We start from the raw sequence: 13,814 nt of genomic DNA on the forward strand, positions 1-13,814 counted from the left end.
GGGACGAAACGGTGACATTCGATACCGCGCGGCCGTCCGGCCGGGAGGCGCCGCATCACCCTCTAAGCGCCTGCCGAAGCGCATCCGTCCTCAGCGGTAGCCGGTCGTGTCGGCCGGTTTGCCCGCGTCCTGGACCTCGACGAGGTAGCGCCAGGCGTCGGGGCGGCTGCCGTCGAGGTCGGTGAAGCCGTACGCCTGGGCGAGGGAACCGCTGGAGAGGGACTGGCCGTTCCAGCGCGCCACATCGGGGTCGGCGGCGAGTGCGGCGACGGCGCGGCCGACGTAGCGGGGCGTCTCGGAGATGGCGAAGTGCGGGACGCGGTCGAGGGCCTCGCGCCAGTTGTCCTCGCGGACCCCGAAATTGTCGAGCATCATCTCCGAGCGCAGCCAGCCCGGGGTCAGCGCGACGGCGGTGGCGCCGCGGGGTCCGAGTTCGTGGCCGAGGGCGAAGGCCATGCGCAGGACGGACGCCTTGGCGAGGTCGTAGAAGAAGTTGACGCGGTAGTTGTCGCGGTTGTACTCGGCGGTGCCGTCGGTCATCTCGACCACCAGGCCGCCGGGGTGGCGCAGGAGCAGCGGCAGGGCGTGGTGGCTGGTGATCGCGTGCGTCTCGACGGCGAGCCGGAGCAGCCTGAGGCCCTTGTCGAGGTCGTGCTCCCAGACGGGGGTGTCCCAGGCGAAGAGCGTCTCGCCGCCCCAGATGTCGTTGACGAGGACGTCGAGGCGGCCCTGCTCGTCCGCGATGCGGTCCACCAGTGTGCGGACCTGCGTCGGGTCGAGGTGGTCGGTGGGTACGGCGATGCCGTGGCCGCCGGCCTCGGTGACGAGGTCGGCGGTGTCCTCGATGGTCTCGGGGCGGGCGTACTCGGAGCGGTGGGTCCGGGTGGTGCGTCCGGTGACGTAGACGGTGGCACCTGCCGCTCCGAGTTCCACGGCGGTGCCGCGTCCCGCTCCCCGGGTCGCCCCGGCGACCAGTGCGACCTTGCCTTCCAACGGTTGTGACATGTCCGACCTCCCGTATGCCCGATGTCGTTTCGAGCATGACGGGAAAGCCGGACAACCTCTGTCGTCTTTTTTGGGTCAGGTCACCCGGCCGCGCGCGGTTTCACGTCCAAAGCCGCCGACCCGCTCCCCGGGCACCGCGATCACCTGGGCGTCCCGCCCCGTATCGCCCCTCGATCAGTGGCCGCGGGCGATCCACTCCTGGAGGTGTGGTGCCTCCGCGCCGATGGTGGTCGGGTCGCCGTGGCCGGTGAGGACCTTCGTCTCGGCCGGGAGCGTGAGCAGGCGGTCGCGGATCGAGTCGATGATCGTCGGGAAGTGGGAGTAGGAGCGGCCGGTGGCGCCGGGGCCGCCCTGGAAGAGGGTGTCGCCGGTGAAGACGGTGGCCAGGCCTTGGTCGTACAGGCAGACCGCGCCGGGCGCGTGCCCGGGCGTGTGCAGGACCTTCAGGTCGGCGCCGGCGGCCTCGATGACCTGCCCGTCGACCAGCCAGGCGTCGGGCTCCCGGCCGGGGTGGGTCCGCTTCCACAGCGGCAGGTCGTCGCGGTGGAGCCAGATGGTGGCTCCGGTGCGCTCCGCGAGGGCGGGCGCGGCGTCGATGTGGTCGTTGTGGGCGTGGGTGCACACGATGGCCGTCAGCCGGCGATCGCCGACGGCCTCGGCGATGGCGTCGGCGTCGTGGGCGGCGTCGATGACGACGGCCTCGTGGTCGTCGCCGACGATCCATACGTTGTTGTCGACGTCCCAGGTGCCGCCGTCGAGCGTGAACTGGCCGGAGGTGACGAGGCGTTCGATGCGGGCGGTCATCACAGCACCACCACCGAGCGCAGGACGTCGCCGTGGTGCATCCGCTCGAAGGCCTTCTCGACGTCGGTGAGTTCGATCGTCTCGGTGACGAAGGCCTCGAGATCCAGGCGTCCTTGCAGGTGCAGGTCGATCAGCATGGGGAAGTCACGGGAGGGCAGGCAGTCGCCGTACCAGGACGACTTCAGGGCGCCTCCGCGGCCGAAGACGTCCAGCAGCGGCAGTTCCAGCTTCATCTCCGGGGTCGGCACACCGACCAGGACCACCGTGCCGGCCAGGTCGCGGGCGTAGAAGGCCTGCTTGTACGTCTCCGGGCGGCCCACCGCCTCGATCACCACGTCCGCCCCGAAACCGCCGGTCAGCTCGCGGATCGCCTCCACTGGATCACTCGTGCGCGAGTTGACCGTATGGGTGGCGCCCATGCCGCGCGCGGTCTCCAGTTTCCGGTCGTCGATGTCCACGGCGATGATCTTGGCCGCGCCCGCCAGGTTCGCCCCGGCGATCGCCGCATCGCCCACGCCGCCGCAGCCGATGACCGCGACCGTGTCGCCCCTGCCGACATTGCCGGTGTTGATCGCGGCGCCGATGCCCGCCATCACCCCGCATCCCAGCAACCCCGCCACCTGCGGCGCGACCGCCGGGTCGACCTTGGTGCACTGCCCCGCCGCCACCAGCGTCTTCTCCGCGAACGCGCCGATCCCCAGCGCCGGGGACAGCTCCTGACCGGTCGAGGCGAGGGTCATCTTCTGTTCGGCGTTGTGGGTGTCGAAGCAGTACCAGGGCCGTCCGCGCAGACATGCCCGGCAATTCCCGCACACCGCACGCCAGTTGAGGATGACGAAGTCGCCCGGCACGACGTCCGTGACGCCGTCGCCGACCGACTCCACCACACCGGCGGCCTCGTGCCCCAGGAGGAACGGGAAGTCGTCATTGATCCCGCCCTGCTTGTAGTGCAGATCGGTGTGACAGACCCCGCAGGCCTGCACCCGCACCACGGCCTCGCCGGGACCCGGGGCGGGCACCACGATCGTCTCCATCCGCACCGGCTCGTCCTTGCCCGGTGCGATCACGCCGCGTACTTCCTGCGCCATGGTGGCAGCCCCTTCCCTCGGCTGGTGTCGTCCCTGCTCCGACCCTACGTGTGACTGATCGGTAACGGCCTCCTCAGCCGGACTCCGGGCGCCGTGCGAGGAACACGAACTCTCGCCCCGGGCGGTCGGGAGCGTCGCGCACGTCCTCCACCACGTACCCCTGCGCGATCAGCTCCGTCTCGATCTCCTGCCGCTCGCGGAAACGCAACGTCGAGTCCGACGTCAGCACCTCCCCGTCCGCGGCGAACACATAGGTCCAGCGGAACGTCACCAGCTGCCCGCTCACGTCGGTCACCTCGACCCAGTTCTCGACCGCGCCGACGCCGGGGATCTCCGTGACCCCGTACGAAGCCTCCCGGTTCCACTCCTGCCAGGCGCGCCGGGCCGGATCCCGGGTCTCGAGGACCAGGTGCCCGCCCGGCCGCAGTGCCGCGTAGGCGCCCCGCAGCGTCTCCCGCCAGGTCCGTGGGTCGACGATGGCCTGGGCGACGTTCCCCGTCATGGTCGCGAGGTCCGCCCGCAGCGGCGGGAGCGCTGTCGCGTCACCGTGGATCCAGCGCACCCGCTCGCTGCCCGGCTTGCCCCGGGCCACATCGAGGGACGCCTCGGCGGGATCGACGCCGACGACCTCGATCCCGCGGTCGGCCAGCAGGAGCGCGAAGACACCCGTCCCGCAGCCGATGTCCAGCACACGGCGTGCTCCGACCTCCTCCGCGATACGGAGGTACGCGTCGAGATCACCGCGGTCGGGGTCGAGCGGGTCGTAGACCGCGGCGAGCCGTGGCAGCCCGAAGCACTCGTCAGCCATGAGGCCGAAGGTAGGGGGAGCCGCCTGCGAGGGCCACCCGGTTTCGCTGTCGGCGTCCGCTCCACCACCCGAAATCCCGGCGCCCCGCGCGAAGAGCCGACGTAGCCTGAAGGCTCCGCCCGATTCCCGAGGAGCACCGTGACGACCACCGCGACGGAGCAGAACCCGCCCACCTGGCGGCTGCTCCTCGGATACGTACGACCGCACCGGTGGGCCCTGCTGGCGGGCGCCCTGCTCTCGCTGGTCACGGGTGGCACCGGGCTGCTGCTGCCGCTGGTGGCACGGGAGTTGATCGACGACCTCTCGCACGACCGCACCATCACCGGCGCGTTGGTCGTCATGTCGGGGCTGGTGGTCGCCAACGCGGCGCTGGGGGCGCTGGGTTCGTACGTGCTGCGGCGCACCGCCGAGTCGGTGGTGCTCGGCGCGCGGCGCGCCCTGTCGTCGTATCTGCTGCGGCTGCGCATCGCGGCCGTGGACCGCAGCGAGCCGGGCGATCTGATGGCCCGCATCACCTCGGACACGACCCTGCTGCGCGAGGTCACCACCGACTCGCTGGTGGGCCTCGGCACCGGCGGGCTCACGCTGGTCGCGACGGTGGTCATGATGGGCCTGGTGGATCCGGTGCTGCTCGGTGTCACGCTGGCGGTGATCCTGGGCGCGGGCACGGTCCTCGGTGTGATCGTGCCGCGCATCAACCGGGCGAGCCGGCGGGCGCAGGACGCGGTCGGCGTGATGGGCGCCTCGCTGGAGCGGATCCTCGGCGCGCTGCGCACGGTCAAGGCGTCCGGCGCGGAGCACCGGGAGGAGCGCACGCTGCACGAGGCCGCCGAGGAGTCGTGGCGGCAGAGCGTGCGCGCCGCCAAGTGGTCGGCGGCGGCGGGCAATACGGCCGGGCTCGCGATGCAGATCGCGTTCATCACGGTGCTCGCGGTGGGCGGGGCACGGGTCGCGACCGGGGCGATCGACGTGGGCACGCTGGTGGCGTTCCTGCTCTACGTCTTCTACCTGATGTCGCCGATCCAGCAGGTCGTCGGCGCGATCACCCAGTACCAGACGGGCGCCGCGGCGCTCGCCCGCATCCAGGAGGCGCTGCGTCTGCCGTCCGAACCGGCGGCCTCGCCCGCGCCGTTGCCGTCACCCGAGGCGGAGCCCGCGGCCGTCGCCTTCGACGACGTCCGCTTCCGCTACGCCGACGATCTGCCGTACGTCCATCACGGCGTGACGTTCGCCGTGCCCGCCCGGGGCATGACGGCGTTCGTCGGCCCGTCCGGCGCGGGCAAGACGACCGTCTTCTCGCTCGTCGAGCGGTTCTACGACCCCGAGTCCGGCACCGTCTCGCTCGACGGCCGGGACCTCGCGGACTGGGATCTGCCCGAACTGCGTTCCGCCATCGGCTATGTGGAGCAGGACGCGCCGGTCCTTTCGGGTTCGCTGCGGGACAATCTGCTGCTGGGCAACCCGGAGGCGGACGAGGACGCCGTCGCCCGGGTGGTGAAGACGACCCGTCTGGACGGTATGGTCGCCCGGCTGCCCAGAGGCCTCGACACACTCGTCGGACACCGCGGCACCAGGCTGTCGGGCGGCGAGCGCCAGCGGGTCGCCATCGCCCGGGCCCTGCTGCGCCGCCCCCGCCTGCTGCTTCTGGACGAGGCGACCTCGCAGCTGGACGCGGTGAACGAGGCGGCGCTGCGCGACACGGTCGCCGATGTGGCCCGTACGACCACGGTCCTGGTCGTCGCGCACCGGCTGTCCACGGTGACGATGGCCGACCGGATCGTGGTGATGGACGCGGGCCGGGTGCGCGCTGTGGGCACCCATCGGGAACTGGTGAGCGCCGACCCGCTGTACGCGGAGCTGGCGGCGACACAGTTCCTGGCGACGACCGGGGACTGACCGCTCAGAGCCTGTGTCACATCCCCGGCCGGAGATGTGACACAGGCTCTCATCCCTCGAGCCTGCGCAGCCGCTCCGCGTCGCCCGTGCGGGGACAGGTGACGCATGCCTCTTCCGGCCGGATCTTGTAGAAGAGGCAGCAGCCGGCGCGTGTGCGCGTGGCGTGCCGTCGGCCGCTGTCTCCCACCAGGTACCGGAAGTCGGCTCCGGCCGGGTACGGAGGCACAGCGGTCGGCAGGATGTCGGTGGCGGCCCGCACGGCTTCGGCCTCCTGGTCGAGCATCCGGCCGAGGTACCAGATCCCGGAGACGAGATCGTCGCAGACCATGCCCCACAGAGTGCGCGCCCCGCGCCGCACCGTGGGACCGAGCGCGGCCAGGAGCGGACGCATGTGCTCCGCGACAGCCATGCGCAACGCGGCCCGCAATGGCTCTTCCTGAGGCAGTGTCAACGCTCCGGGCAGCCCTGCCAGGGGGTCGTCGGCCAGGCAGGCGAGGTCCGTGCCGGGGGTGATCGTGTACGTACCCGTGGCGAGATCCAGCCGGACGTCCTCGGGCCGGATCCGGGGGACCCGCCGGTCGAGATACCAGGCTCCGCCCATCAGCAGGCCGACCGACCAGGCGTAGTCGTGCAGGGCGCGGGAGGCGGCGACATCGGGGCGGGGGACGGTTCCGTAGCGGTCGCGGATGCGGGCCGACTCTGCCTCGACGAAGGCGTTCAGTATGTCCTGATCTGCCGTCAATTCGGCGATGCTGGCGCCTGGTTGAACCCCTTGGTAGCCCGGTTCCGCAACCCGCACGGCGAGCGCTTCGCACACGTCGGCCAGTCGTTGGTAGACGTCACCGAGGGCGTGCGCGACGGCACCGGCCGATGGTGTCTTGAGGGCCACGGACATGGGCGCTCCAGGGCAGAGTTGCGTGCGAGAATCCGAGTAGGCAAGGCTTACCTTACCTCGCGTGATCACGCAGGAGCGATCAAGGGTATTTTTGTATGCGATCAGAAGAACAGCACGCCAAAGGGGTAGCACGGTCGCTTGAACGTTAAAAGACGTCGCGAAGGCCACCGGCGTGGAGCTTCCCGAGAAGTAACTCCCGCTGATCCGGGGCGGGCCGCGATACGAGCGCGCCCCGCCCCCAACCCCACCCACTAGCGGAAGTTGCTCCTCAGCCATGCGTCTGTACCTGCTCGCCCTCAACCCGACGGACTCCGTCACCGAGGGCTTCCTGCCCGCCGCCGCCCGGCTGGGCCTGGACGTCACCGTCCTCACCGACCAGCCCGAGGCGCACCGCGCCACATACCCGGACGTCGAGATCCTCGAGTGCGACGTCCGTGACTTCCGGGCCGTGATCACCCGGGTCTCCACCCACCACCGGCCCGACGCCGTCTTCACCAACAGCGACCACCTCCAGACCCAGGCCGCCCTGGCCGCCGCCTACTTCGGGCTCCCCCGCAAGGACTGGCGGGCCACGCTTCGCTGCAAGGACAAGGCCGAGATGCGCCGCCGGCTCGCCGCCGCCGGCGTGGACACCGTCTGGTCGGCCGAGCTCACGGCGCCGGCCGCGCTCGACGCCCCGTACCCCTGTGTGCTCAAGCCGCGTGAGGGCGTGGCCAGCGAGGACGTGGTCCTCGTCGACACCGCGGAAGAACTGGTCGCCCGCTCGAAAGAGATCCTGGACCGGCGCCGGGACGCCGTCCTGGTCGTCGAGGAGTACCTCCCCGGCGAGCTCTACACCCTGGAGACCCTCGGCGACGGACACGTCCGCCATGTCCTGGGCGGCTTCCTCACCGAGCTGTCTCCGCCGCCGTACTTCGTCGAGGAGCGCCTCACCTTCGTCCCGGCCCACCCGGAGCCGGTCGTCGCACAGGTCCTCGGGCAACTGGACGCGCTGGGCGTCGGGTTCGGTGCCTGCCACACCGAGTTCGTGGTCCAGGACGGCCGGGCGCGGATCATCGAGGTCAACTACCGTGCCATCGGCGACCAGTGCGATCTGCTGCTGGCCCGCCTGCTGGACCTCCCGCTCTTCGAGCACATCCTGCGCACCCACCTGGGCGAGCCGCTCCCCGCTGACCTGGGTGCCAAACGCGACGGCGCCGCCCGCCTGGAGTACCCGTGCGCCGACCGCGCCGGAACCCTCATCGACGCCCCGGCCGTGACCGAACTCACCGTCGGTGGCGTCCATCTGACGTACCGTCCGATGCGCGAGCTGGGCGAGCGGCACGAGCTGTACCACACCAACCGGGACTACCTCGGCGTGCTGCGGGCCACCGGCACGGACCAGCCGACGGTGGACCGGGTCACGGCCGAGTTCCTGGCCGCGCGGCGCTGGGAGATCCAGCCATGACCACGCCGGACACCTCCGCGTCCCAGCTGCTCACCCGTGTGCTGAGCGCGCTCCTGCGCGAGGACGTCGTCGGGCTGAGGAGCCGGAACACGCTCGTGCACCGGCCGGACGGCGACTGGCTGCGGCTGCCGACACCGGAGGGCGACGCCCTGCTGCTGCCGGTCGCCGAGGACGGCTACCAGTGCGCGCACGCCGCCCGGCTGCCGCTCCTCGTCCGCGAGTCGGACGGCACGGCACTGACGTCGTACGAGAGTGTGCTCGACGCGCTGCGTGCGCTCGCCGAGCCCGAGGACCGGAGCGGCTTCGACGCGTTCGCCGAGGAGTGCCGCCAGACCCTGGCGACGATGCGGCTGCATGCGGCGACGCGGGCGGAGGTGGCGGGAGTGTTGACCGCCCGGCACGGAGACGACCCGGCGCGCTGGAGCGGCCTCACCGGCGGGCCGGCGTACGACACGCTCGCCGCCCGGCTCGACCACCCCGTCTATCCGACCGCACGGGGCCGCTCGGGGCTCGGCGAGGAGCAACTTCGAGCGTACGCACCGGAGTTCCATCCCCGTTTCACTCTGCGCTGGCTCGCCGTGCCCCGGGACGCGGTCACCCTGACGGGCAAGTTTCCGGAGTTCTGGCCGACGTCCGAGACGCTCGGGCTGCCGGAGGTGCGGGACACCCATGTGGCCCTCCCCGTCCATCCGTTGACCGTCGACGCCCTGCGGGCCGCCGGCCTCCCGGACGGCTCCGTCCTCTCCGACCGGGCGTACCTGGACGTCTTACCGACGCTGTCGATGCGGACCGTGGCGACCATCGCGGATCCTTACGTGCACCTCAAACTCCCGTTGGCCACCGCGACGTTGGGGCTGCGCAACAAGCGGACCATCAAGCCCGGCACCCTCGTCGACGGTGCGGCCGGGCAGCGGCTGCTGGAGGCGGTACTCGCCCGTGAGACCCGGTTCCGGGACTCGATCCTGCACGCCGACGAGACGACGTACGCGCACGCCGGGCACGAAATGCTAGCCGTCATGTGCCGCCGTTACCCGGCCGGGCTCGACGACGCGGTCGTCGTACCGATGGCGGCACTGCTCGCCGAAGCCCCGGACGGCCGGCCGGTCCTCGACCACCTCGCCGACCGCTTCTACGGCGGCGACCCGCTCGCCCTGCTCGACGCCTGTCTGACGCTGCTGTTCGACTGGCAGACCACACTGTTCGGGTACGGCATCGCGCTGGAGTCGCACCAGCAGAACATCTCGCTGGTGCTGCGGCCGGGCGGTGTGCGGTTGCTCTTCAAGGACAACGACGGGCCGCGCATCAACACCGACCGGCTGGACACCGTACTGCCCGGGCCATGGGGCTTCGACGACGCGCGGGTCTTCGGCCGGGACGACGGGCCGGTCGCCGACCTGTTCGCCACGATCACCGTCCATCTGTGCGCGGGCGCCTACGCGTTCGGGCCGGCTCGGCACCGTCATGCGCTGCTGGGCCTCATACGTGACCGGCTGACGGAGGCGGTGGACCGGCTCGGCTCAGACGCGGGGGCGGAACTGCGCGCCCGCGTCCTGAACGCGCCACGGCTGCCGGTGAAGGCGATGGTCACCGCCGGGACGCTGCTGTCCAAGGAGCGATCGGGCGCGGCCGACATCAACAAGCACTACACCACCGGCCCCAACTACCTGCTGCCCCCTGGGCGTTCGGCATGAGTGCCGGGGCCCTGGACGCCGCGTCCCGCGTGCCGTCGGTGCCACTGCCGCCGTCACCGTCCTCGCGATCACTCTCCCCCACTGAAGTTCCGCACCCGCTGGAGCCCTTGATGCCCTCGCTGACCCTCCCCCAGACCTCGTCCGGGAGGACCCCCATCTCGCTTCGCTCGCCCGGGAGCACCGCCGCCCCCGCCGACCTGCCCACCGCCGACGAGGTGGTGGCCCACACGCTCCTGAACTGTCTGCTGCGCGAGGTTTCGGGGCCCGAGCACCAGTCCGTCGTCAGCGACGGGCGACTGCTGCTGCGGCTGCCCCGTCGCGGAGTGCTGCTGCGCGTGGCCCTGCGCCGCACCTCGCTGCTCGGTGCGCACCGGTTCACCGGCCCGGTGAGCGAGCAGCGCGACGGCGGCTGGCCCGAGGTCGACTGGCGGCGGCTGGCCGCGTACACGCACGACGAGCTGTGGCTGCGCACCGGCGTGCGCAACGAGGAGTTCCTGGAGCAGATCGCCTCCAGCCACGAGGCGATCGCCACCGCCCTGTCCGCCGGGCGGGCCGACCGCGTCGCGGACGACCGGCTGTCGGCCTACCTCGCCTCCGAGCAGTCGCTGCTGTTCGGGCACCGCTTCCATCCCACCCCCAAGGCCCGCACCGGCGACCCGCGCGCGTGGTCCGCGTACGCGCCGGAGGCCGGGGCCGTCTTCCCGCTGCGGCACCTCGCCGTCCGCGCCCACCTGATCGCCGAGGAGTCCGCGGAGGCCGCCGCCACCGCCGCCCTGGACCGGCAGCGCCCGGACGCCCCCGACGGATTCCGGCTGCTGCCCGCCCACCCGTGGCAGTACGAGACGCTGCGCGAGCATCCGGCGCTGCGCGCGGCCCTCGCGAGCGGTGACGTGCTCGACCTCGGCCCGGGCGGACGGCCGTTCGCCGCCACCGCGTCCGTGCGCACCTTGTACGACGGTGAGACGTTCCTGAAGTTCAGCCTGAACGTGCGGATCACCAACTGCCTGCGGAAGAACAGCAGTTATGAGCTGTCCGGCGCGGTAGCCCTCACCCGCGCCCTGGCCCCGGCGCTCGCCGACCTGACCGAGCGCTACCCCGGCAGTGCCGTGCTCCGCGAGCCCGCCTACCGCACTCTCGCCCTGCCCGGCCCGGACGGGGCGCCGGACCGCGCGCTGTTCGAGGGCTTCGGCGTCATCGTCCGCGAAGGCCTGCCGCGCCGGCTCGCCCCGGGGACCACTCCCCTGCTCGCCGCCGCCGTCGCCGACGAGTACCCGACCGGCCCCGCCCACCTCTCCCGCCTCCTCGACGGCGCGGACGAGCGGGCGGCCCTCGACTGGTGGTCGGCGTACCTCGATCTGCTCGTCCCGCCCGTCCTGACCGCCTACTTCGACCACGGCCTGGTCCTGGAGCCGCACTTGCAGAACGTCCTGATCTGCGTCGACGGCGACGGCAGGCCCGCCCAGGTCCTCTTCCGCGACCTGGAGGGCACCAAGCTGGTGCCCGAGCACCACGCGGAGACCCTCGCCGCGCTGCCGCCCGAGGTCGCGGGCCCGCTGACGTACGACGCACAGCGCGGCTGGGACCGGGTCGTCTACTGCCTGCTGGTCAACCACGTCGCCGAGCTGCTCGCCGCCCTCGCCGACCTGTACCCGGGGGCGGAGGCCGCGCTGTGGGCGCGGGTGCGCGCCACGCTCCGGGCGTACACCGGCCCCCGCGGCTGTCCGCCCCGCCTGGCCGCCCTGCTCGCCGGGGTGCCCTTGCCCGCGAAGGCCAACCTGCTCACCCGCTGGGAGCGCAAGGCCGACCGCGAGGCCGGATACGTCCGGCTGCCGTCACCGCTCGCCGAGGACATCCTGCGCGACCCGGCCGGGGATGCCCGATGACCGACCCGACCCCCGCGGTACGCGACCACGTCATGTCCCTGCTGGCCACCGAACTGCCCGCGTACGTCTACGACTTGACGGCACTGCGCACAGACGCCGCCGCCGTGCGCGACGCCCTGCCGGAGCGGGTCGAGCTGTACTACGCCGCCAAGGCCAACCCGGAGCCGGAGATCCTCACCGCGCTCGCACCGTACGTCGACGGCTACGAGGTCTCCTCGGGCGGCGAACTCGCCCATGTCGCCGAGGCGGTACCGGGCCGGCCGCTCGCTTTCGGCGGCCCCGGCAAGACGCCGGCCGAGCTGACGGCCGCGCTGGAGAGGGGAGTCGACCGCTTCCACGTCGAGAGCGGGCACGAGCTATGCATGCTGGCCGAGTTGGCGCGGCGCATCGCACCCGGGCGGCGGGTGGCGGTGCTGCCCCGGGTCAACCTGCCGGTCGCCGACGGGACGTTGGCGGGCAGCTCGCTGGCGATGGGCGGTCGGCCCGCGCCCTTCGGCATGGATCCCGCCCACGCCGTCGAAGCCGTCCGCGCGCTTACCGACGGAACGTATCCGCACCTCGAACTACGCGGAATCCACGCGCACTTGGCGAGTGGGCTGGAGGTGCCGGAGCAGCTGGAGGTGGCCGAGACCGTCGTCGCGTGGGCGACGGGCCTCGGCGTGCCGCTCGCCGAGGTGAACATCGGCGGCGGCATGACCGTCGACTACGCCCGCCCCGAGCACCGCTTCGGCTGGGCGGCGTACGGCAGCGGGCTCGCCCGGTTGACCGAGGCCCACCCTGGGCTGACGTTGCGCATCGAGCCGGGGCGGGCGCTGACGGCGTACTGCGGCTGGTACGCCACCGAGGTGCTGGACGTGAAGCACAGTCACGGCGAGGAGTTCGCGGTCGTCCGGGGCGGCACCCACCACCTGCGGACCCCGGCGACGAAGGGGCACGACCAGCCCTGCTCGGTGCTGCCGGTGGACGCGTGGCCGCACCCCTGGCCGAGGCCGGGCGCCGAGGGGCGCAGGGTCACGCTGGCGGGGCAGCTGTGCACGCCGAAGGACATCCTGGCCCGGCGGGTGCCCGCGCCCGGGCTCAGGGCCGGTGACCGGGTGGTGTTCGCGCTGGCGGGTGCGTATGCGTGGAACATCTCCCACCACGACTTCCTGATGCACCCCAGGCCCGGCTTCCACTTCCTGGACACGCCGCCCGCATGACGTGACACAGCATCGTTCGCGAGGGGTCGCGGTGACACCGGTGATGCCGGCGGCCGCCGCGCTTGCCGAGCCCGCCGGGGCGGAGGAGCCTCGAAGGGAGAGGCCCCTCGCGGCCCGTACCCCAGCGGCCCGCACCCCAGCGGGCCGCGGCCCTCGAAGGAGGTCACCATGGGCACTGCGGCACGTCCCGGCTTCGACACGGAAACGCTGCGCCGGGGCATCGAAGGACAGGCGGAGACTCTTCTGTCGCTCTACGCGGACGACGCCGAACTACGCGTCGTGGACCGCAACACCCAGCCGAGCCACCCCAAGGTCCTGCACGGCCGTGACGAGATCGGCGAGATGCTGAACGACGTCTACAGCCGCGAGATGACGCACAAGCTGGAGCGGTGCGTCATCCAGGGCGACCAGGCCGCCTTCAGCGAGTCCTGCGAGTACCCGGACGGGGTCCGCGTCCTCGCCGAGTCGATGGTGTCGCTGCGGAACGGCAAGATCGTCGACCAGACCCTCATCCAGGCCTGGGACGAGTAGGAGGGACGACGCACCACCGGGCAGCGGCCCGCACCGTGGATGCCGTGCGCCTGGGCGATTCCGTTCGAACCCGCTCAGGAGTGGATCATGTCTCAGGCCCGGCTCATGGACGGCACCGCGCTCGCCCGGCGGATGGTGGAGGAGACCGCCGAGCGGGCGGCCGACCTCACGGGGCGCACCAGGCAGGGCGCCTTGCCGCAGCGCGATCCTGGACAAGCCGGTCGGCATGCTGCTGCTCGCCCGCGACGCGACGGTGACCTACTGCCACTCCCGTACCCAGGACCTGTCGGCGGCCGTCCGCGAGGCGGACATCGTGGTCGCCGCCGTGGGGCTTGCCGCGGCTGATCCGGGGCAGGACATCAAGCCCGGCGCCGTCGTGATCGACGCCGGCTACAACCCCGGCACCATCGGCGACGTCGACTTCGACTCCGCCGTGGAGCGGGCCTCGCTGATCACGCCGGTGCCGGGCGGCGTCGGCCCGATGACCATCGCCACGCTGCTGGAACAGACCGTGGACGCCGCTGCCCGGCAACTCGGGGCGCTCGGGGTGTGATCAGCGCAGCCAGA

11 protein-coding genes and 1 pseudogene are annotated in these 13,814 nt (G+C 72.1%); 7 read left to right on the plus strand and 5 right to left on the minus strand.

Annotated elements, in window-relative coordinates:
* Nucleotides 1-90: 90 nt before the first annotated feature.
* The 4 genes from CLM62_RS42450 to CLM62_RS42465 all read right to left on the minus strand — a co-directional run bounded on the left by CLM62_RS42450 (nucleotide 91) and on the right by CLM62_RS42465 (nucleotide 3,705).
* Nucleotides 91-1,005 (minus strand): SDR family oxidoreductase, encoded by a 915-nt coding sequence (locus CLM62_RS42450; protein ID WP_095755225.1) that lies wholly within the window; start codon nucleotides 1,003-1,005, stop codon nucleotides 91-93.
* Nucleotides 1,006-1,179: 174 nt separating this feature from the next.
* A complete protein-coding gene (locus CLM62_RS42455) occupies nucleotides 1,180-1,809 on the minus strand; it encodes an MBL fold metallo-hydrolase (protein ID WP_095755226.1) in 630 nt (209 codons plus the stop codon).
* A complete protein-coding gene (locus CLM62_RS42460) occupies nucleotides 1,809-2,897 on the minus strand; it encodes an S-(hydroxymethyl)mycothiol dehydrogenase (protein ID WP_095755227.1) in 1,089 nt (362 codons plus the stop codon). Before CLM62_RS42460 ends, CLM62_RS42455 begins: the two co-directional genes overlap by 1 nt.
* A gap of 73 nt (nucleotides 2,898-2,970) precedes the next feature.
* Nucleotides 2,971-3,705, minus strand: a complete 735-nt coding sequence (locus tag CLM62_RS42465) for a bifunctional 2-polyprenyl-6-hydroxyphenol methylase/3-demethylubiquinol 3-O-methyltransferase UbiG (protein ID WP_095755228.1) — start codon at nucleotides 3,703-3,705, stop codon at nucleotides 2,971-2,973.
* A 138-nt stretch (nucleotides 3,706-3,843) separates the two neighbouring features.
* On the opposite strand from CLM62_RS42465, the gene CLM62_RS42470 reads away from it, so the two are divergent.
* Nucleotides 3,844-5,601: an ABC transporter ATP-binding protein gene (locus CLM62_RS42470; RefSeq protein ID WP_095755229.1), complete on the plus strand. Its 1,758-nt coding sequence runs from the start codon at nucleotides 3,844-3,846 to the stop codon at nucleotides 5,599-5,601.
* A gap of 49 nt (nucleotides 5,602-5,650) precedes the next feature.
* Here CLM62_RS42470 and CLM62_RS42475 read toward each other — a convergent pair whose 3' ends face one another.
* Nucleotides 5,651-6,496 (minus strand): (2Fe-2S)-binding protein, encoded by an 846-nt coding sequence (locus CLM62_RS42475; protein WP_095755230.1) that lies wholly within the window; start codon nucleotides 6,494-6,496, stop codon nucleotides 5,651-5,653.
* 274 nt (nucleotides 6,497-6,770) lie between these two features.
* On the opposite strand from CLM62_RS42475, the gene CLM62_RS42480 reads away from it, so the two are divergent.
* The 6 genes and pseudogenes from CLM62_RS42480 to CLM62_RS42505 all read left to right on the plus strand — a co-directional run.
* Nucleotides 6,771-7,943, plus strand: a complete 1,173-nt coding sequence (locus CLM62_RS42480; protein WP_095755231.1) for an acetyl-CoA carboxylase biotin carboxylase subunit family protein — start codon at nucleotides 6,771-6,773, stop codon at nucleotides 7,941-7,943.
* Nucleotides 7,940-9,634, plus strand: a complete 1,695-nt coding sequence (locus CLM62_RS42485; protein ID WP_095755232.1) for an IucA/IucC family protein — start codon at nucleotides 7,940-7,942, stop codon at nucleotides 9,632-9,634. The genes CLM62_RS42480 and CLM62_RS42485 overlap by 4 nt, the downstream gene beginning before the upstream one ends.
* A gap of 110 nt (nucleotides 9,635-9,744) precedes the next feature.
* On the plus strand, nucleotides 9,745-11,517 hold the full coding sequence (locus CLM62_RS42490; protein WP_095755233.1) for an IucA/IucC family siderophore biosynthesis protein: 1,773 nt from the start codon (nucleotides 9,745-9,747) through the stop codon (nucleotides 11,515-11,517).
* Complete coding sequence (locus tag CLM62_RS42495) at nucleotides 11,514-12,716, plus strand: type III PLP-dependent enzyme (RefSeq protein WP_095755234.1); 1,203 nt, start codon at nucleotides 11,514-11,516, stop codon at nucleotides 12,714-12,716. The genes CLM62_RS42490 and CLM62_RS42495 overlap by 4 nt, the downstream gene beginning before the upstream one ends.
* Nucleotides 12,717-12,884: 168 nt before the next feature.
* The gene (locus CLM62_RS42500) at nucleotides 12,885-13,247 is read left to right on the plus strand and encodes a nuclear transport factor 2 family protein (protein ID WP_095755235.1); all 363 of its coding nucleotides are present in this window, start codon (nucleotides 12,885-12,887) and stop codon (nucleotides 13,245-13,247) included.
* Between the two features lie 196 nt (nucleotides 13,248-13,443).
* Nucleotides 13,444-13,800 (plus strand): annotated as a pseudogene (locus tag CLM62_RS42505) (bifunctional 5,10-methylene-tetrahydrofolate dehydrogenase/5,10-methylene-tetrahydrofolate cyclohydrolase); the annotation flags it as partial.
* Nucleotides 13,801-13,814: the final 14 nt, after the last annotated feature.

The organism is Streptomyces sp. SA15, assembly GCF_002291145.1.
Classification (GTDB): Bacteria; Actinomycetota; Actinomycetes; order Streptomycetales; family Streptomycetaceae; genus Streptomyces.